Raw genomic sequence first — 18,961 nt, 5'->3', positions numbered from 1 at the left:
GTTTTAAAGGACTGTTCCGCTTAATAAAAGTATGGCAATGGAGAAGTATATGATAATACCGCTCACATCTACAATTGTTGCCACAAAAGGGGCAGAAGAAACTGCCGGATCAAGATTTAACTTGGAAAGTATAAAGGGCAACATGGCTCCTGTGAAATTACCAAATAATACGATGGAAAATAAACTTAAACCGACCACTCCGGCTGTTAAAAATGAAGTGGAGGTCAATGCTACTCCCATTATGACATCCCACCCTACCAAAGTAACAAAACCAAGCGACCCGATCAGAGATCCCAGCATCAACCCGGAAGTGAATTCTCGCTTAAAAACCCTCATCCAGTCTTCAGGTTTGATATCATCCGTAGCCAAAGCCCGGATCACAAGAGTGGCTGCCTGAGAACCTGAGTTACCACCGCTTGAAATGATCAGGGGTACAAAAAATGAAAGAGCTACCACTTTCTGTAGAATTTCTTCATATCCCCCCATGGCAATAGCTGTCAGGATCTGACCTACGAATAGAACGATCAGCCACCATAACCGCTTTTTAACAAGGTCAAATATCGTTGATTGAGAATAGTAATCGTCAAGAGCATCCATACCGGCCATCTTCTGCATATCCTCGGTGGTCTCTTCCTCGGCAACATCGATCACATCATCCGCAGTTACAATACCGACCAATACACCATCCGAATCAACTACAGGAAGTGCGACACGGTCATATTTGGCCAGCATCTTCACCGCTTCTTCCTGATCATCATAAACCGACAATGCTTCAAAACTATGGTCCATGAGGGTCTCAATATGGTTCTCCTGATCAGCCAGGATCAAATGATTCAACCTAAGGTCATCGATCAGGTGTTCTTTATCATCCACCACATAGATCACGTTTATGGTCTCAGCAGTTTTACCATAACTCCGTATATGTTCCATACTTCGCCGGATGGTCCAATCTGACTTAACCCGAACATATCTGGGGGTCATCAAACGACCAACGCTTTCCTCAGGATAACCGAGTAATTTCTTGAGCTGTTTTTGATCTTCCAGATCGATCGAGTTCATCACCTTTTGAGTAAGGTGTCCCGGAAGTTCTTCAAGAATGGAAACCTGTTCATCAGGTTCCAGGTTACTCATTACATCACTCAGCTGCTGTTTATTAAATAATTCCAGCAGTTCAACCCCTTTGGTGGATGGTAGTTCAGCAAAAACATCAGCCGCTATTGGTTTTTTAAGCAACCTGAAAACCACAATGGCAATTTCGCCTGGCAATTCAAGCAAAAGATCGGCTATATCTGCAGAGGGGACGTCATTCAAAACCTCTTTGAGCGCAACCCAATCCTTGGCCGCGATCAATTCCTCAAATTCAGGTTTTATAAGCTGTACAAACATGGTTTCGTCCCGATGAAATTGCCTTATTTAGATGGGCTAAGAATCGGAGTTAATCCGACAAAAAACAAATAATGAAGACGATAAATGTAAAGTAACCGAATGAGGCTGAACCTAAACAAGCAGATCAAAGAGATCAGGAATTGAGTTTAGTTAAAGCTTCCCTGGCTGCTTTTTGTTCAGCTTTTTTCTTACTCTTTCCCTTTCCTTTACCGAGCTCTCTTTCACCAACCATAACTTTTACTTCAAAGGTCTTATTATGCCCCGGACCGGTCTCATTGATCAATTCGTAATGTGGTATCGGCTTTTTCATGGATTGTGCCAGTTCCAGAAGCGCACTTTTGTAGTTATCCGTCTTATTAATGATTTCGGACATATCAAGATTACTGCTGATCACTTTATGCACAAAATCATAGGCATTACCATACCCTTTTGTGATGTAAATGGCTGCAATAATTGACTCAAAGGCATCAGCAAGGATACTTTTGGATATAGCACTTTGGCCATTTCTCTCCCCAAGTTCCATGAGCTCATCCAGACCCAGTTTAACAGACAATTGAGAAAGGGTATCTCCCCTTACAAGTTTAGCCCGTACTTTGGTCAGGAACCCCTCATCCTTTTCCGGATAATCATTAAAAAGGATCTCTGCAGCTATAAGATCCAGGACGGCATCTCCTAAAAATTCGAGACGTTCATATGAATCGTAGGTTTCATATTTCTCCTGAGACAGGGTTGAACGATGACGAAGAGCTTTTAAAAAAAGAGAAGGATCGTCGATATCAAAACCAACGATCCTTTCCAGTTTCTCTAATCGGCCTTTTAATTCAGGGCTAAGATCTGACTCTTTTTTAGTAAAAAGTGACCTGAACCACTTAGGCATAGGGTATTAATCCTGGTATTTTTTAAACACTAAGGTTGAATTGTGTCCGCCAAAGCCAAAAGCATTATTCAGTGCATATTTGACATCACGAACCACAGATTCATTCGCAGTGTAGTTCAGATCACACTCAGGATCCTGATTCTCAATGTTAATGGTTGGTGGAACCGTACCATGATAAATAGCCAGCAAGGTAGCGATCGATTCAATGGCCCCGGCTGCCCCCAATGTATGCCCGTGCATACTTTTGGTTGAGTTCAGGTTGATATTTTTAGCATGATCACCGAATACCTTTTTAATGGTATTGGTTTCAGCAACATCACCTAACGGTGTTGAGGTTCCATGCATGTTGATATGGTCAACATCCTCCGGTTTGATACCGGCAGATTCCATGGCTCTTGACATTGCAAGAGTCACACCGTTTCCATCCGGATCGGGAGCTGTAATGTGGTAAGCATCAGCTGAGAATCCATAACCCTTGATCTCACCGTAAATTCTTGCTCCTCTTTCGAGAGCTGAATCGAGGCTTTCAAGCATAAAGATGCCGGCACCTTCACCTAATACAAACCCATCACGATCTTTATCAAATGGTCGCGAGGCAGTTTCAGGTGAATCGTTGCGAGTTGACATTGCCTTCATACTGTTGAACCCTGAAATTCCAATTCTGGTAACAGGTGCTTCCGTACCTCCGGCTAACGCATAATCAGACTGACCGTAACGAATAGAATCGTATGCCAGGCCAATGTTATGTGAACCGGTTGCACAAGCTGAAACAGCACAGAAATTCGGGCCTCTGAATCCATATCTGATGGAGATCTGACCTGAAACGATATCAGGGATCAACATCGGAATGAAGAACGGAGACACGCCTCTTGGGCCATGCTCATGAAAGGATACCGACTGCTCGTAGAATGTCTCCATCCCACCGATACCGGTACCTACTAATACTGCAACTTCATCTTTGTTAATTTTTTCCAGATCAAGCTTACTATCTTTGATCGCTTCCTCAGAGGCAATAAGGGCATATTGTGCAACCTTATCGAGTCTTCGGGCTTCCTTACGATCGAAGTAATCAGTAGGTTCGTAATCCTCAATCTGAGCAGCAAATTTTGTGGCAAAATTGGATGTATCGAAATGTTCGACATTGCGAACGCCATTCTTACCGGAAACTAAACCGTTCCAGAAATCAGGCGCACTTTTACCGATAGGGGTAAAAGCGCCGATACCCGTTACTACAACTCTACGAGTGCTCATAGGTGATGATTTAATTAGTATAATTTAGGATAATTTACCTGTCAGATAAGTAACTGCGTCTCCAACAGTTGCAATGTTTTCAGCGTCTTCGTCAGGAATGCTCAGATCGAATTCTTTTTCGAATTCCATGATCAGTTCAACTGTATCTAAAGAGTCAGCTCCCAGATCGTTGGTGAAGTTAGCTTCAGCAACAACTTCTGATTCGTCAACGCCAAGTTTATCTACAATGATAGCTTTTACTTTTGATTCTACGTCTTGTGACATTTTGTGTCCTTTTCAGTGATTAATTAGTAGTTATAATTTTGATAAAATAAGTTTTTCAACTTAAAGTTTCAGTATAGTATCTGCAATATCTGTAATTACATAGCCATTCCACCATCAACGCGGATTACTTCCCCGGTGATGTATGAACTCATATCGGATGACAAGAACGTAACGGCATCGGCCACTTCTTCCGGATTACCGGCTCTTCCAAGTGGTGTTTCATCTTTGATGCCCTGTAAAACCTTTTCATCAAGTTCGCCTGTCATATCCGTCAAAATATATCCCGGAGCAACTACATTTGCCCGAATATTTCTTGAGGCCAGTTCTTTTGCATAAGATTTGGTGAAACCGATGATCCCTGCTTTAGATGCAGAGTAGTTACTTTGTCCGGCATTACCTGAAATTCCAACCACAGAGCTGATATTAATGATCGAACCTCCACGGTTTCTCATCATTGGTTTTGCCGCAGCTTTTGAGTAATTGAAGACACTTTTGAGATTGGTTGTAATAACGTCGTCCCATTGTTCTTCACTCATCCGGAGGATCAGGTTGTCTTTAGTGATACCGGCATTATTTACGATCACGTCGATCTTACCCCAGTCATCCACAATCTCTGCGATCACTTCCTCTGCCCTGCTAAGATCAACGGCATCAGCCTGAATGGATTTACACTTTCTACCCATTCCTTCAATTTCTTTTTTTACTTCTTCAGCCGCATCCGCTGAACGGGCGTAGGTAATAGCAACATCCGCACCGAACTCAGCAAGCCTGACTGCTATCGCTTTTCCAATTCCTCGGCTTCCGCCGGTAACAAGACATGTTTTTCCTTCTAAAGTAAGACTCATCATTTTCTTATTGATATCCTGAAATTTTTACGTCTTTCAAAGTTCGTTTTACCAATCCTTGCAATACTTTACCCGGACCAACTTCAACAAACGATTCAGCCCCTTCCTCTTTCATATTGATCATGGTTTGAGTCCATCTAACCGGATTAAGTAACTGATTCAATACGTTAGACCGAATTTCTTCTATATCAGTAGTGGCCTCAGCCGTATAGTTACTGTAGATCGGACATTTTGGCTCTTTTATATCCAATTCTTCTAACTGTTGCTTTAAGCCATCATAAGCCGGTTGCATCAAGGATGAATGAAAAGCTCCGCTCACAGGAAGCATTTTGGCTAGCCTGACTCCTTCTTCCTTTGCAATTTCAATGGCTTTTTCAACAGCTTCAACATACCCGGATATCACAACCTGACCGGGCGAATTGAAGTTTGCTGCGATAACTTCCTTATCGGTCTCTTCAGTCGCTCTTTTACAAACACTTTCAACATCTTCATCTTCCATTCCAATGACAGCAGCCATTGTGCCGGGATTTGAAGTTCCGGCTTCCTGCATAAGCTCTCCTCTTCTGCGAACGATCTTCAACGCATCTTCAAATGATACGGCTTCACAGGCTACCAACGCTGAGAATTCTCCCAGACTATGTCCTGCTACCATATCAGGCGTAACATTCAGTGTTTTAAAAAGAGCCACTGAATGTAAAAATATGGCAGGCTGGGTGAATTCAGTTTGTTTAAGTTTTTCTTCCGGTCCCTCAAACATGATCTTTTTCAGATCAATGCCAAGTATCTCATTGGCTTCATCAAAGTACTTCATTGCTTCGGGATTGGTTTCGTAAATGGCTTTACCCATTTCAACGAATTGAGATCCCTGACCCGGAAATAAATAGGCTGTCTTCATTATTTCATTCCCCATTTAAGGTAAATGGCTCCCCAGGTAAATCCTCCACCAAAGGCAGCCAGTACCAAGTTATCTCCATAATTCAATCTATCCTGCCAGTCATATAAACAAAGTGGAATAGTAGCGGCTGTAGTATTTCCGTACTTATTAATGTTGATCATGACCTTCTCAGTAGAAAGCCCCATTCTTCTGGCAGTGGCATCAATGATGCGTAAGTTGGCCTGATGCGGCACTAACCATGCAACATCTTCCGGCTCCAGATTGTTTCGTTTCATGATCTCAAGTGATACATCTGCCATACCGATTGTAGCCTTTTTAAACACGGCTCTACCATCTTGCTGAAGGTAATGTAGCTTGTTTTTAACCGTTTCTTCTGTGGCGGGATTTTGACTCCCTCCTGCCGGTTGATATAAACTGCATTCTGTATCACCTTCTACGTAATGCTTTTGATCAATGATACCGGTTTCATCTTCCGATTCTTCAAGCAAAACAGCGCCTGCTCCATCTCCAAAGAGAATACAGGTTGAACGATCGGAATAGTCCAGTATGGAACTCATTTTATCAGTACCGATCACCATTACTTTCTTGGCACGACCTGATTCAATGTACATGGAACCGGTACTCAGCGCGTATAAAAAGCCTGAACATGCGGCAGATAGGTCGAAGGCAAAAGCATTTTTGGCTCCAATATTCTTTTGAACCAGGCAAGCAGTGGCCGGGAAAAGATAATCCGGCGTAACCGTTGCCAAAATGATCAGGTCGATCTCTTCAGCAGTAATACCTCGCTTTTCAAGTACTTCTTTTGCCGCTTCGGTACCCATAAAAGCTGTGGCTTTATCAGGGTCTTTGAGAATACGACGCTCTTCAATTCCGGTTCTGGTTCTGATCCACTCGTCATTTGTATCTACCAGTTTTTCAAGATCGTGGTTGGTCATACGATCTTCAGGCAGGTAATGACCTACTGCGGTAATTTTGGCTCTTTTAACTTCCATTAAGTTGGGTTTGCTCAGTTTAGAGATGCTACAATTTTACCGTTTACATCATTTTCAACGGTTTGAACAGCGCTTTTTATCATGTTCTTGATAGCCAGCGGAGAACTGCCGCCGTGGCCTACAATACTGACACCATCAACACCTAAAAACGGAATTCCACCGACATTTTCATAATTAAAAGGCGCAAGGGCTGTTCTAAGTACAGTCGTAATAGTTTTGAGGTCTTCTTTGGAAAGGTCCATATCCATTACAGCCTTTCCGATCATTTTCTCAAGAATTTCAGGAATAGATTCACCGAATTTAAGCACAATGTTTCCAACAAAACCATCTGAAATATAGACATCAGCTTTGCCGGGCAGTATATCTTTGCCTTCAACATTGCCGATAAAATTAGGGAAGTTTTTCAGGTGATCGTGGATCTCTTTGATCTCTTCGGTACCTTTGCCTTCCTCTTCGCCGACATTTAGCAGGGCTACTTTCGGGTTTTCAATTTTCAAGATCTGTTGGCAGTAGATCTGGGCCATTTGAGCAAATTGAGCCGCTGTTTCCGGCTTAATTTCCAGATTGGCTCCGGCATCTACCAGGAGTCGGAATCCTTTCAGGGTAGGATAATACGCTGCTATGGTTGGCCTTAGAACACCCTCTAATCTACCTAAAATAAACATGGATGCTGCAAGTAGAGCTCCGGTATTCCCGGCACTTACAAAGGCATCACATTTTCCGGCTTTATGTAACCCAAGTCCAACTACTATAGATGATTGCTGTTTGGTTTTAACAGCCTGTGATGGAGATTCTTCCATCCCAATAACCTGAGGAGCATCATGGATCAAGACACGATCTTTATCAAAATCATGACTTTCAAGCTCTTTTGAGATCACAGCTTCAGGACCAACCAATAGTACGGTCAGGTCCTTATTCTCCTCAACGGCTTGCAGTGCTCCTTCTACAGGATTTTTTGGATAATGGTCTCCACCGGCTGCATCTACTGCAACAATCATATACAATATATTTAGTTAGCAGCTTTCATTACTTGGCGGCCACGGTAGTAACCACACTCTGAGCAAGCATGGTGGTAACGATGCAATGCGCCGCAGTTTGAGCATTTTGCCAATGTTACATCAGAAATAGCGTGGTGTGCACGACGCTTGTTCTTACGGGCATTCGATGTTCTTCGTTTTGGATGTGCCATTAAATTTTACCTTATCGTTATTCTTTTAAATCTTTCAATTTTTCCCACCTTGGGTCGATAGTTTCCTCATCCTCATCAGGAATATCACCAAACTGCTCGTTCAGTACTTCCTTAGGATTTCCATCTTCGTCAAGGTAACGGGGGTGTAATTTTTTAGTTGGGAGATTCAGCAAGATCGTATCTCGTACATCCTGCTCCAGGTCTATTTGCTTAGAGGCATGGTCATAATTTCTTACAGCACCATTCTCGTCGGCAGATTCCTCAACCTCATCGGCCTTAAAAAGGACTTCATATTGTTGATCTACTCTGTGTTCGTATGGATCCAGAGATCGATCGCAGATCAGTTCAACATTGGCATCAACATTGAATTGAGCTCTTACAAATTGAAGTGTGCGGTAAAAATCGATATAAAGTTTACCACCCTTAAACGTGAGTTCACCAAGATCCAGATCCTCATCATTCAGATCTACAGTTCTCTCACTTTGGCCTTCAGGTATTTCAAAGATCTTAAATTTTAACATAGAACTTCTCCTCAATAGCTACCTAAAATAAGGATTATTGATCTGCGGTTCAATCAATTAAATAAACCAAACATCCTTTGGTCGATCAGGTCTATAACCTTACCCAGATCCTCATCATTATTCACAAAATCAAGGTCATCGGTATCGATAATAAGCTTTTCGTGGGGATATCTGCCTATCCAGTCCTCATATAGATTGTTTAGGCGCTCCAGATATTCGATCCGAATGGTGTTCTCGTAATCTCTCCCCCTCTGCTGGATCTGCTTTACGAGAGTGGGAACCTGTGCACGCAAATAGATCAAAAGATCGGGCGGACGCAGGTAGTAACTCATTTCATTGAACAAGGCTTCGTAGTTCACAAAATCCCGGTCACTCATCAAATTCATCTGATGAAGGTTCTTTGCGAATATCTCCACATCCTCATAAATGGTTCGGTCCTGAATCAAATTCACGTCATCATTCAGCATTTCTTTTTGGTGGCGGAACCTGCTGGAAAGAAAATAGATCTGAAGATTGAAACTCCATCGTCTCATGTCTTCATAAAAATCCTGCAGATAGGGATTGTCATCCACGGATTCATAAAAAGCTTCCCAGTTGTAGTGCTTGGCCAGTAAACCGGTCAGTGATGACTTTCCTGCCCCAATATTTCCGGCTACTGCGATGTACTTAGATTTGTTAGTTTGATCCATAAATATTTAGTGTTTACCAAGTAGGCGATACATGGCTTTTTTATAATCCTCTACACCTGGCTGGTTAAAAGGATTTACGTTCAGGCTATATACAAATATGCCGGTCAATAACTCAAAGAAATAGATAAGTTGCCCAATATTTTCTGCGTTCAGCGATTCCATATGAACCCTCACAATCGGTACATCCCCTTCACTGTGGGCTTCTATGGTTCCCTCACGGGCTTTTGTGTTGATCTCGTGAAATGATTTTCCGGACAGATAATTCAGTTTGTCATCATCTCCTTCGATCTCATTCACGGATAATTTTGAGAAGGGCTTATCTACAATAATGAATGTCTCCATCAGGCTGCGTTGGCCCTGTTGTATAAACTGACCTAAACTATGCAAATCGGTTGAGAAAGTAGCGACCGTTGGAAAGATCCCTTTTCCTTCTTTTCCTTCACTCTCCCCAAGAAGCTGCTGAATCCAACCGCCAATAGATGCTAATTCAGGTTCAAAGGTGGCAAACACATCAATGGTTTTTCCTGATTCATGAATAGCGTTTCGAAGGGCAGCATATTCAAGAACTTCTACTGCATTTTCCTCATACTTATTAAAGGCTGAAACAGCACCATAAAATAAGGTTCTGATATCAATACCGGCAACGGCTATAGGAATAAGCCCAACAGGTGTCAGGACCGAAAAGCGTCCCCCAACATCGTCAGGTACAATGAACTTTCTATATCCTTTGGCTTCGATCATTTTATTCAGCAGCCCTCCTTCAGCACCTGTTGTACAGATGATGTGATCTGATGAATCCTCACCATACAGATCATCCAACAACGCACGCAGCATTCTGAAAGAAAGAGCGGTTTCGAGAGTGGACCCTGATTTTGAGATCACATTTACATAAATACTTTTTGGGGTTCCATCCTCTTTGGGTTGTCTGAGGTGGGCCAATAGCTGCTCAAGATATTTACCTCCCATATGGTGACCTGCATACAAGATCTCAGGTCCATTTTGATCAAAATGGGCACTCAACGCATCGATCACGGCCTTGGCTCCTAAATAAGAACCGCCAATTCCGCATACTATAAATACATCCGCTTTCTGCCGGATCTCTTCCCCAAGCTCCGAGATCTGTTCGATCTCAGCATCGTTAGGTTTTGCCAGCATATCACGCCAGCCCAACCACTCCGACCCGGGTCCGGTTTTATGCTTGAGTTGATCAAAAGCCTTGTCCGCTTTTTTTCTGGATTGCAGGTAGGTACTCTCGTCTATAAACTTTCGCGCTAAACTAATGTCGCATTTAATCATAGTTTATCTCAGTGTTTTAGCTAAATCAATTAGAGTGTGGTCGATGTCTTTTTTCTTGGAAATGGCAACACGCATCGGTGTTAACTTCAAAGCGTTGTTAACCACTCCTACCATAACATCACTGTGTCCTTCCTGCAACACTTTCACAGCAGCAGCCCCTAAGCGACTTGCAAGCACACGATCTCTGGCTGATGGAGCCCCGCCTCTTTGGGTATGTCCTAAAATACAGACTCTCATATCATATTGAGCAAAATCATCTTTGATCTTTTCCGCCAGTTTTAGGGCTCCTCCGGTCTCATCCCCTTCAGCAACTACAACCAAACTGCTTCTTCGTTGAGCCTGAAGCATATTATGAAGCTGTTTCTTGACTTCTTCTACGTTCGTCAATTCTTCGGGAAGCAGAGCAATTTCAGCTCCACTTGCAATACTTGTTTCCAGGGCGATGAATCCGGTATCTCTTCCCATCACTTCTACAAGAAACATACGTTCGTGAGCATCAGCTGTATCCCGGATCTTATCGATGGCATCCAAAGCGGTATTCAAGGCGGTATCATAACCGATCGTTTCATCGGTTCCGATAATATCATTATCAATTGTTGCCGGCACACCAACCACGTTAACATTATGCTCTTTACTCAGTTTGTTAGCTCCGGTAAAGGTTCCGTCACCGCCAATAACGATGAGGGCATCAATGCCATACTTTTTTAAATTTTTGGCTGCAATTGTTCGGCCTTTCTCTGTTCTGAATTCCTCTGAGCGGGCTGATTTGAGAAATGTACCTCCCCTTTGAATGATATTGGAGACATCGTGGGTATCTAATTCTACGATCTCGTCGTTTATCAGGCCAAAATAGCCGTGTTTAATACCATAAACTTTTATATCAAATTTCTCTGCGGTTCTGACTACTGCTCGTATTGAGGCGTTCATTCCTGGAGAATCTCCTCCACTTGTCAAAACGCCGATAGTTTTAACTTTCAATAATTCGTCTGTCATAAATTTCAATGAGTGTGAGTGATTGTGAGTAAATAATTGTTCTGTTTTATCAGTAAATTATTACACGGCCAAGTTTAAGAAAATTTCAACACAATTGATGACAGATAACGAAGACTTAGAACAGATAAATTCTGAAACCGTTTCCAGAAAATCATTAAAAGAGATCACGGCTCCGGTTTCAGAAAATCTTTCAGAATTCAGAAGTTTTTTCAAGCAAACCATTAAGTCTGATGTTTTTCTGTTAGATCAGATCATTAAGTACTTATTGCGTCAGAAAGGCAAAGAACTACGGCCAACCCTCGTTTTTATGACGGCCAACCTTTTTGGGGGAGCTACACAAAAAAGTTATATCGCAGCCACAATGATCGAACTGCTGCATACAGCTACTCTGATTCACGATGATGTGGTGGATGAAGCGGACAGCCGTAGGGGTTTTGTAAGTATCAACAAGATATGGAAGAACAAAGCCGGTGTACTTCTGGGTGACTATCTGTTATCAAAGGGATTACTGATTGCCCTCGAAAATAAGGAGTATCAACTTCTTGAAGTACAATCCAGAGCGGTTCAGGCCATGAGCGAAGGTGAACTCAGACAACTTAAAACAGCCGGTTTGTTCAATATGACGGAGGATCGGTATTTCCAGATCATCTCAGAAAAAACAGCCAGCCTGATCTCAACCTGTTGTGAATGCGGTGCGGTCTCGGTCAGTGATGATGAAGATATCCACACATTGATGCGCGAGATAGGCCTGAATATCGGCATTGCTTTTCAGATCCGTGATGACCTCTTTGATTATGGTGTGTACGATATTGGTAAACCCACGAGAAATGATATTCAGGAACGCAAGGTCACTCTCCCGCTCATCAAGGCACTTGAACATGCCCCTAAAGGTAAATCAGCTCATATCAGAGCTTTGATGAAAAAGCGCAAGAAATCCTCCAAAAATGTGGACGAGATCGTGAATTTTGTTCATGAAAACGGAGGCATGGACTATGCCAAACAGGCTATGTACGACCACGCCAATAAGGCCATTGAGAATCTCAAAAAGGTACCGGCCTCTGATGCCCGAAATGATTTTGTGGATCTGATCGAATTTGTGATCACCCGTAAAAAGTAGTCATCGTGTTCACAAAACAGATCTTTATATCCGATGTACATCTGGGTGCATTCCCAAAAGTCAAGAATGATGAAATAGAACAAGATCTCATCAAGCTGATCGAATATTGTCAAAACCTTGAAATAAAGATCAATATACTTGGCGATCTCTTTGATTACTGGATGGAGTTTCCTGAAAAAAATTTTGTTCCTGCCCTGGGCTCAAAATTGCTCGAGGCCTTTGAAAGGTATAATACTAAGATCACTCCGGCTCTGTACATTACCGGCAACCATGATAACTGGACCTTCGGGCATTTTGAAGAACGCGGTTTTGATGTGGAGGAAAACTTCCGGCTTTTAGACCTGGATTCGGCCAGATTGTTACTCATGCACGGTGACGGTATATCATCTAATGAGATCGATTTTCCGAGAGCCACATTTCACAGGTTACTTCGTAACTCAACCTTTGTGGATGTCTATCAAAAAGTCTTTACACCTAAAAGCGGTCTGGCTGCCATGAAGACATTCTCAAACCTGACCCGAAAGAGAGATCATCAGGATCCTGAACCGTTGAATGAACAGGCTAAAAAGATCTTTAATAAGCATAATTTAGATTATATTATAAGCGGTCACGACCATATTCCTCGGGTAGAAACATTTTCCCGCGGAAGTTATATAAACCTTGGAGCCTTCTTTAGCACAAGAACCATAGCCATGTATAACAATAGCGAGCTTGAACTCGTTAAGTGGGAAGCTAAATCGAACTCTATTATCCCCTTTACAGGAAATTAGAATAAACTATGAGCGACGAACAAAAAGGACCTATCGATCAACAAAGGTATTTCAGCGATCCTGAGTACCGAAAACAAGTGTTGGCTGAACGCAAGGCAAAGAAACAAAAGTCTTCAAACGGAATGCCTCCACTCTTTAAAAAAGCATTGACGTGGGCCGGTGGTATTGCAGGCGTTATATTGCTTGTGATCGGTGGATATGTAGTCTATCTGATCTCAGGTCTCCCCTCTGCTGATGAATTTGAAAATCCGGAAACAGCCATTGCATCAGAAGTTAAAAGCAGGGATGGAGTCACTCTGGACAAGTATTTTGTTGAAAACAGAAATTGGGTTCGCTACGAGGATATTTCACCTCACGTAATTGATGCACTTATTGCAACCGAGGATCACCGTTTTTATAATCACTGGGGCATCGATACTTATGCAACGCTTGCTATCCCCTGGCACCTTATTAATGGCAGATGGCAGGGTGCTTCTACAATAAGTCAGCAGCTGGCAAGAAACCTATATAAGAAGATCGGTCAGGAATTTTCTGTGACGCGTAAGTTCAGGGAAATGATCACGGCCATTCAGCTTGAACGGCGATATACCAAGCGTGAGATCACAGAAATGTATCTTAACACGGTTGAATTCCCGAACTCAACGTTTGGCATCGAAGCAGCCGCTCAAACACATTTTGGAAAGCCGGCCAAAGAACTAAATATCACTGAGGCTGCCACTATGATCGGGGCTCTGCAGGCTATTTATGCTTTCAACCCACGAATCTTTCCCGAACGCTCAAAATCTCGCCGTGATATTGTATTAAGTCAGATGAATAAACGGAATTTTCTTACTGACAGTGAATATCAGGTGCTGGCATCTGAACCGATCGAGCTCGACTATCATCCTCCATCAAAAGCCGGGCGACAGAGCCGATATTTTGGTGAATACGTTCGCCAGCAAGTTACCCCATGGCTGGAGGAAAATGGATATGATCTATATAAAGATGGATTGGTTGTTTACACCACCATCGATTCCAGATTGCAGCAGCATGCGGAACGTGCCGTCAAAACGAAACTCGACTCCCTGCAAACCATATTTGAAAAGGAATGGACTACTCCCGGAAGTGACGAATATATGGACAAACTCTGGGAAGAATTCCCCCTCTTTCTCAGAAGTTTTATCCGTGAAACGGACCGCTACAAAAATGGCTTTGCCAAATATGACACCAAAGTAGAAAAAGTAGTGTTTGACTCCCTGTTTGCTGACACCGCTTATATTGATTCGGTTAAGCGCACACGTACCCGATTGCAGGCAAGTTTTGTAGCCATAGAACCCACAAACGGAAATATTCTGGCATGGGTTGGAGGAACTGATTACGGTAATGTTCAATTCGATCATGTCTATCAATCCAAACGTCAGGCCGGTTCAACTTTCAAACCATTTGTATATGCCGTAGCCATCGATAACGGATACAAACCCTATCATAAGTTTTCGAAATTCCCGGTGACATTCAGGGCCAGAGACGGTTCAACCTGGACACCCAAAGATGAAACCGTGGCGGAAGGTCCGGTTGAAGTCCCACTAAGAGAAGCACTGGCTCGCAGTATGAACAATGTGACTGTGCGATTACTTCCTGAGATTGCCGGAGCGCCCGGTACCAATAAGTTATGGGAACTTGACCCCGCTGCCCGTAAGATCAAGGATATGGCCTCTAAATTAGGCATTGACATGAGCAATACCCCTGCCTACCCTTCAATTGCGTTGGGAACCGCAAACGTTTCATTGCTTGAACTAACCAGTGCATATACAACCTTTGCCAATGCCGGAGTTCATATCGAACCGATCGCCATTACACGAATTGAGGATAAGGAAGGCAATATCCTTAAAGAATTTCATCCGGAATTAACGGCTGAGGTGATCAGCCCTGAGACAGCCTATATCATCACCGATATGCTACGGGGAGTTATCAGAGGTGGTGAGGATTTTTATGGAACCGGAGTTAGACTAAGAAATGTATATGGGGTCCGCCAGGATGTAGCCGGTAAAACCGGAACAACCAATGAAGCTGCCGATAACTGGTTCGTGGCTATGATGCCGCATGTTGTTATGGGAGCCTGGGTTGGCGGTGAAGACAGACGTATCAGGTTTAACCAGGATCTGTCTTACAGTATTGGACAGGGTGCGAGGACTGCCCTTCCCATTGTCGGCGAATTCATAAACTATGCCTCAGCAGATGAACAAGCCTACTGGAAATATGATGCCTTTGAACCTCCTCCCGGTTTCGTGATGCCGGAAGATCCGGAAAAGACACGAAATGAATTGATCAAAGATGAGAATAAGGGTCGGATTGGCTGGTAAGCCTATCACTCACTCTTTCTTTATTTACAAACTACTCTACTCTGATAACCATTTCATCAGGCTCCTTAGAAATTCAAGATTCTGAGGAGCCATTTCTTTGTTGTTTAGTCCCACCTTGAACTCACCCTGTGGGGTATCTATGACCTGAGCCGTGAACATGGCTGCCTCCCCAAATACAGCTAATTTCCCTCCCCCATAATCCATGATCGCACCCTGACTATATCCTTCTAAACTTGTGGACTTAGTGCTGTCATTAAATTGCCAGGCGATCTCCGGTTCAAGGCTAAAATCTCCTTCCTTGAATAACAGGATCGGATTTGCTTCAGAGGGATATTCAAAAGCAGATCCCGTAAAAGTAGTGATACTTGATATACTCTTATCGGGTAGTGACTCCGCGACTAACCTCCCATTGCTTTGATTGAATTGATCCGGTTCATTCTGCTCTTTTTCGAGTGATGCAAAACTGTTATTGAATTCGAAACCAAACGAACGACCAAGTTTTTCAGCAGCTCCGGCAAAGGGCATGTGATCTGCTATCAAAAAGAGACTGCCGCCTGAGTTCACCCAATCATTTATTCGATCGATCTCATTTTGTGTAAACGCTGAGGGATTTGGCAGCCTCCAGTTATTGATATTACTTTCGTGAAGAGGGTTCGCTACGACAAAAACCTGACAATCCTTCAGTGGCTCTAAATTCATCTGCAGGGTTTCAGTGACTGATCTTATCACAAAACCATCCAGCCTCAATACTTTAGAAAAAGGAGCAAACCCGGTTTCAGACGTATGAAAATTATTGTGAGCAGCATCTATACATATGGCAGGACCTTGCCCCTTGGCAAATATTGGTTTTTCAAATTCTGTCACGAAAGTGGTATCCGGTCTTTGCTGAGCCATGATTCCTGAAGAACTCAACACAAAGATGATCAAAATGTATATGTATTTATTCATGCTATCCTTTAGGCGTTAAACTTGTCTGTATTACTTAAAATATAATACATAAAAAAAGCCGATACCTGCTTAGGTAACGGCTTTGAAAGTGTTAAATGGAAACAGCTTATGATTCGCTGACCGATTCTGCAAGAAGTGTCAACTTATTGTTATTTACTTCCACAAATCCACCTGAGATCATATAGGTTACGTCTCCGTCTGATTTACGGACAAGAACGCTTCCTTCATCCAAAGTAGATACGATCGGGGCGTGATTAGCTTTAACTTCAAAACTTCCTTCTGAACCGGGAAGTTTTACTCCACTTACTTCTCCCTCAAAAAGAGATCCGTTTGGTGTTAGTATTTGTGCGTTGAAAGTACTCATGGTCAGCTTTTATTATTTAATTATGCTGCTTCTTCCTGTTCAGCTTCAGCCAGCAGTTTCTCACCTTTCTCAATAGCTTCCTGAATATCTCCTACCATGTAGAACGCATTTTCAGGAAGGTGATCAAGTTCACCGTCAAGAATCATCTTGAAGCCTTTGATGGTGTCTTCTACTTTCACATAAACACCGGGCTGACCGGTAAACTGCTCGGCCACGTGGAAGTTTTGTGAAAGGAAACGCTGAACACGACGTGCACGGCTTACTACCAGTTTATCTTCATCAGATAATTCATCCATACCAAGAATGGCAATGATATCCTGCAGATCTTTGTAGTTCTGAAGCAGACGGGTCACTCGGTTAGCCACATCATAATGCTCTTGTCCTACTACTTTAGGATCCAGGATAGTAGATGATGAATCCAATGGATCTACCGCCGGATAAATACCGATCTGTGTCAATGCACGAGAAAGTACAGTAGTAGCATCAAGGTGAGTAAAGGTTGTTGCCGGAGCCGGGTCAGTCAAGTCATCAGCAGGTACGTATACCGCCTGAACTGATGTAATGGATCCGTCTTTAGTAGAAGTAATACGCTCCTGAAGGTCACCCATTTCTGAAGCCAGGGTTGGCTGGTAACCTACCGCTGAAGGCATACGTCCCAGAAGGGCTGATACCTCAGAACCGGCCTGAGTAAATCGGAAAATGTTATCAATAAAAAGCAGAATATCGCGGGATACTTCGTCACGGAAATACTCAGCAACCGTCAAACCTGACAGAGCTACACGAGCACGTGCTCCCGGAGGCTCATTCATCTGTCCAAATACCAGGGTTGCCTGAGATTCTTTTAATTTGGTCTTATCTACTTTTGAAAGGTCCCACTCCCCCTCTTCCATAGATTTTTTGAATTCATCACCGTAGTTGATAATGCCGGATTCAATAAATTCGCGCAGAAGGTCATTTCCTTCACGGGTACGCTCACCAACTCCGGCAAATACGGATAAACCACCGTGCTGCTTAGCGATGTTGTTAATAAGCTCCTGGATCAGTACGGTTTTACCTACACCGGCACCACCAAACAATCCGATCTTACCACCTTTAGCATAAGGGCAAAGCAGGTCAACTACTTTGATACCTGTTTCAAGCATTTCCGTTGATGTTGCAAGCTGATCAAAGGCAGGAGCATCACGGTGAATAGGATATGAATCCTTTCCTTCCGGAGCTTCTATACCGTCAATAGCTTCACCCACTACGTTGAAAAGCCGACCACGAATATCCTGGCCGATAGGCATTGAGATCGCCTTACCTGTATCCAGTACTTCCATTCCTCTGACAAGACCATCAGTCGAGTCCATCGCGATAGTACGCACACGATCTTCACCAAGGTGTTGCGCTACTTCAAGGGTTAATGTGGATCCGTCTGTCATCTCAACTTCAAGAGCATTGAGAACGGGCGGTGTTTTACTTTCTAAAAAATCAACATCAACTACAGGTCCAATTACCTGCGCTATCGTTCCTTTATTCATGTGGTAAATCGCGATTTTGTTTATTTAGCTTTATTGATTTGGCAGTAAATTTATGCACTACTGCAAAGACTGATAAAGATAGGGAGATACTTAAAGAGAGGCAACGAAAAAAATATGTTTAAATATTCGTATCCCCTACACCCGATCCAATGATTATGCAATTATAACACTCCCGAACTTAAACTGACTTAATATCCCAATAATTGAGTCTTTAAAAAGGTATAATCCATTGCACTGGTTCGGCCGCTCTGCTGCGGAACTCTGGCCGGAGGCTCTACCTCAAAAAAAACATTACCCTGAAAATATATTCACTGAGATCAAACCTTCTTCACCCTCGTAATTTAATGCCGATGAATATCGCCAATATAACGGGGAAGAAACGAAACCGGATTTCACCGGATTATAGTGAATGTAATTGATCTTCTGTCTCATTATTTTTTGAGTTGAAACCTGTTTGGGATGAAAACCCTCCTGCCACACCTGGAATTCACTGTCTTTATGATTATCCAGCTTACCTGCCTTAAGTTGGTCTAACGTCCTTGTCTTCTTGTTCGCTTTTAGATAGTTAATAATACTTCGAGCGGTATATGATTTGAACGCTCTGAGTCGGGCAGATAATGCTTTACCCTCTACAACCATATGAATGTGATTGGGCATGATAACATACCCATACAATGTTATATCATGTTCTTCTTGTACATATTT

Annotated in this window: 20 protein-coding genes; 3 read left to right on the top strand and 17 right to left on the bottom strand. The window is 42.9% G+C overall.

Annotated features, from left to right (window positions below):
- Positions 1–3: 3 nt before the first annotated feature.
- The 13 genes from mgtE to pfkA all read right to left on the bottom strand — a co-directional run bounded on the left by mgtE (position 4) and on the right by pfkA (position 11,198).
- Positions 4–1,386, bottom strand: a complete 1,383-nt coding sequence (gene mgtE / locus C3B73_RS00905; RefSeq protein WP_103663754.1) for a magnesium transporter — start codon at positions 1,384–1,386, stop codon at positions 4–6.
- A gap of 133 nt (positions 1,387–1,519) precedes the next feature.
- Positions 1,520–2,263, bottom strand: coding sequence for a ribonuclease III (rnc, locus tag C3B73_RS00900; RefSeq protein WP_103663753.1), 744 nt, complete (start codon positions 2,261–2,263; stop codon positions 1,520–1,522).
- A gap of 6 nt (positions 2,264–2,269) precedes the next feature.
- Positions 2,270–3,514, bottom strand: coding sequence for a beta-ketoacyl-ACP synthase II (gene fabF, locus C3B73_RS00895; RefSeq protein WP_103663752.1), 1,245 nt, complete (start codon positions 3,512–3,514; stop codon positions 2,270–2,272).
- Positions 3,515–3,538: 24 nt separating this feature from the next.
- Positions 3,539–3,778, bottom strand: a complete 240-nt coding sequence (locus C3B73_RS00890; RefSeq protein WP_103663751.1) for an acyl carrier protein — start codon at positions 3,776–3,778, stop codon at positions 3,539–3,541.
- 95 nt (positions 3,779–3,873) lie between these two features.
- The gene (gene fabG, locus C3B73_RS00885; RefSeq protein ID WP_103663750.1) at positions 3,874–4,623 is read right to left on the bottom strand and encodes a 3-oxoacyl-[acyl-carrier-protein] reductase; all 750 of its coding nucleotides are present in this window, start codon (positions 4,621–4,623) and stop codon (positions 3,874–3,876) included.
- A gap of 7 nt (positions 4,624–4,630) precedes the next feature.
- Entirely contained in the window at positions 4,631–5,518 is an 888-nt protein-coding gene (gene fabD, locus C3B73_RS00880; RefSeq protein ID WP_103663749.1) for an ACP S-malonyltransferase, read from the bottom strand.
- Positions 5,518–6,510, bottom strand: coding sequence for a beta-ketoacyl-ACP synthase III (locus C3B73_RS00875; RefSeq protein ID WP_103663748.1), 993 nt, complete (start codon positions 6,508–6,510; stop codon positions 5,518–5,520). The genes fabD and C3B73_RS00875 overlap by 1 nt, the downstream gene beginning before the upstream one ends.
- A 14-nt stretch (positions 6,511–6,524) precedes the next feature.
- Entirely contained in the window at positions 6,525–7,508 is a 984-nt protein-coding gene (gene plsX, locus C3B73_RS00870) for a phosphate acyltransferase PlsX (RefSeq protein WP_103663747.1), read from the bottom strand.
- 11 nt (positions 7,509–7,519) lie between these two features.
- A complete protein-coding gene (gene rpmF, locus C3B73_RS14175) occupies positions 7,520–7,699 on the bottom strand; it encodes a 50S ribosomal protein L32 (protein WP_103663746.1) in 180 nt (59 codons plus the stop codon).
- 17 nt (positions 7,700–7,716) lie between these two features.
- Positions 7,717–8,220, bottom strand: a complete 504-nt coding sequence (locus C3B73_RS00860) for a YceD family protein (RefSeq protein WP_103663745.1) — start codon at positions 8,218–8,220, stop codon at positions 7,717–7,719.
- A 53-nt stretch (positions 8,221–8,273) separates the two neighbouring features.
- Positions 8,274–8,909 carry a deoxynucleoside kinase gene (locus C3B73_RS00855; RefSeq protein ID WP_103663744.1) on the bottom strand — a complete coding sequence of 212 codons (636 nt, stop codon included), beginning with the start codon at positions 8,907–8,909 and terminating at the stop codon, positions 8,274–8,276.
- A 6-nt stretch (positions 8,910–8,915) separates the two neighbouring features.
- Positions 8,916–10,205 carry a glucose-6-phosphate isomerase gene (locus tag C3B73_RS00850; RefSeq protein WP_103663743.1) on the bottom strand — a complete coding sequence of 430 codons (1,290 nt, stop codon included), beginning with the start codon at positions 10,203–10,205 and terminating at the stop codon, positions 8,916–8,918.
- A 3-nt stretch (positions 10,206–10,208) separates the two neighbouring features.
- Positions 10,209–11,198: a 6-phosphofructokinase gene (gene pfkA / locus C3B73_RS00845; protein ID WP_103663742.1), complete on the bottom strand. Its 990-nt coding sequence runs from the start codon at positions 11,196–11,198 to the stop codon at positions 10,209–10,211.
- 97 nt (positions 11,199–11,295) lie between these two features.
- Between pfkA and C3B73_RS00840 the strand changes: the two genes are divergently transcribed.
- From C3B73_RS00840 to C3B73_RS00830, 3 genes are read left to right on the top strand one after another with little or no spacing between them, the layout of a single operon-like run.
- Complete coding sequence (locus tag C3B73_RS00840; RefSeq protein WP_103663741.1) at positions 11,296–12,315, top strand: polyprenyl synthetase family protein; 1,020 nt, start codon at positions 11,296–11,298, stop codon at positions 12,313–12,315.
- A gap of 5 nt (positions 12,316–12,320) precedes the next feature.
- Positions 12,321–13,085 carry a UDP-2,3-diacylglucosamine diphosphatase gene (locus C3B73_RS00835; RefSeq protein WP_157939381.1) on the top strand — a complete coding sequence of 255 codons (765 nt, stop codon included), beginning with the start codon at positions 12,321–12,323 and terminating at the stop codon, positions 13,083–13,085.
- An 8-nt stretch (positions 13,086–13,093) separates the two neighbouring features.
- Positions 13,094–15,424: a penicillin-binding protein 1A gene (locus C3B73_RS00830; RefSeq protein ID WP_103663739.1), complete on the top strand. Its 2,331-nt coding sequence runs from the start codon at positions 13,094–13,096 to the stop codon at positions 15,422–15,424.
- Between the two features lie 36 nt (positions 15,425–15,460).
- Here C3B73_RS00830 and C3B73_RS00825 read toward each other — a convergent pair whose 3' ends face one another.
- The 4 genes from C3B73_RS00825 to C3B73_RS00810 form a co-directional block, all read right to left on the bottom strand.
- Positions 15,461–16,372, bottom strand: coding sequence for a hypothetical protein (locus C3B73_RS00825; RefSeq protein WP_103663738.1), 912 nt, complete (start codon positions 16,370–16,372; stop codon positions 15,461–15,463).
- Between the two features lie 106 nt (positions 16,373–16,478).
- Positions 16,479–16,736: an ATP synthase F1 subunit epsilon gene (gene atpC / locus C3B73_RS00820; protein WP_103663737.1), complete on the bottom strand. Its 258-nt coding sequence runs from the start codon at positions 16,734–16,736 to the stop codon at positions 16,479–16,481.
- 20 nt (positions 16,737–16,756) lie between these two features.
- On the bottom strand, positions 16,757–18,256 hold the full coding sequence (atpD, locus tag C3B73_RS00815; RefSeq protein ID WP_103663736.1) for a F0F1 ATP synthase subunit beta: 1,500 nt from the start codon (positions 18,254–18,256) through the stop codon (positions 16,757–16,759).
- Between the two features lie 291 nt (positions 18,257–18,547).
- Positions 18,548–18,961, bottom strand: a 414-nt coding sequence (locus C3B73_RS00810; protein WP_103663735.1) for an REP-associated tyrosine transposase, incomplete at its 5' end; no start/stop codon positions are given.

Origin of the sequence: Gracilimonas amylolytica (genome assembly GCF_002911695.1) — a bacterium.
Classification (GTDB): Bacteria; Bacteroidota; Rhodothermia; order Balneolales; family Balneolaceae; genus Gracilimonas; species Gracilimonas amylolytica.
This window is presented reverse-complemented; position numbering and strand designations above follow the sequence as displayed.

Excerpts from the sequence above, each read along its gene's own strand:
- mgtE (WP_103663754.1), bottom strand. The coding sequence starts at position 1,386 with ATGTTTGTACAGCTTATAAAACCTGAATTTGAGGAATTGATCGCGGCC.
- rnc (WP_103663753.1), bottom strand. The coding sequence starts at position 2,263 with ATGCCTAAGTGGTTCAGGTCACTTTTTACTAAAAAAGAGTCAGATCTT.
- fabF (WP_103663752.1), bottom strand. The coding sequence starts at position 3,514 with ATGAGCACTCGTAGAGTTGTAGTAACGGGTATCGGCGCTTTTACCCCT.
- C3B73_RS00890 (WP_103663751.1), bottom strand. The coding sequence starts at position 3,778 with ATGTCACAAGACGTAGAATCAAAAGTAAAAGCTATCATTGTAGATAAA.
- fabG (WP_103663750.1), bottom strand. The coding sequence starts at position 4,623 with ATGAGTCTTACTTTAGAAGGAAAAACATGTCTTGTTACCGGCGGAAGC.
- fabD (WP_103663749.1), bottom strand. The coding sequence starts at position 5,518 with ATGAAGACAGCCTATTTATTTCCGGGTCAGGGATCTCAATTCGTTGAA.
- C3B73_RS00875 (WP_103663748.1), bottom strand. The coding sequence starts at position 6,510 with ATGGAAGTTAAAAGAGCCAAAATTACCGCAGTAGGTCATTACCTGCCT.
- plsX (WP_103663747.1), bottom strand. The coding sequence starts at position 7,508 with ATGATTGTTGCAGTAGATGCAGCCGGTGGAGACCATTATCCAAAAAAT.
- rpmF (WP_103663746.1), bottom strand. The coding sequence starts at position 7,699 with ATGGCACATCCAAAACGAAGAACATCGAATGCCCGTAAGAACAAGCGT.
- C3B73_RS00860 (WP_103663745.1), bottom strand. The coding sequence starts at position 8,220 with ATGTTAAAATTTAAGATCTTTGAAATACCTGAAGGCCAAAGTGAGAGA.
- C3B73_RS00855 (WP_103663744.1), bottom strand. The coding sequence starts at position 8,909 with ATGGATCAAACTAACAAATCTAAGTACATCGCAGTAGCCGGAAATATT.
- C3B73_RS00850 (WP_103663743.1), bottom strand. The coding sequence starts at position 10,205 with ATGATTAAATGCGACATTAGTTTAGCGCGAAAGTTTATAGACGAGAGT.
- pfkA (WP_103663742.1), bottom strand. The coding sequence starts at position 11,198 with ATGACAGACGAATTATTGAAAGTTAAAACTATCGGCGTTTTGACAAGT.
- C3B73_RS00840 (WP_103663741.1), top strand. The coding sequence starts at position 11,296 with ATGACAGATAACGAAGACTTAGAACAGATAAATTCTGAAACCGTTTCC.
- C3B73_RS00830 (WP_103663739.1), top strand. The coding sequence starts at position 13,094 with ATGAGCGACGAACAAAAAGGACCTATCGATCAACAAAGGTATTTCAGC.
- C3B73_RS00825 (WP_103663738.1), bottom strand. The coding sequence starts at position 16,372 with ATGAATAAATACATATACATTTTGATCATCTTTGTGTTGAGTTCTTCA.
- atpC (WP_103663737.1), bottom strand. The coding sequence starts at position 16,736 with ATGAGTACTTTCAACGCACAAATACTAACACCAAACGGATCTCTTTTT.
- atpD (WP_103663736.1), bottom strand. The coding sequence starts at position 18,256 with ATGAATAAAGGAACGATAGCGCAGGTAATTGGACCTGTAGTTGATGTT.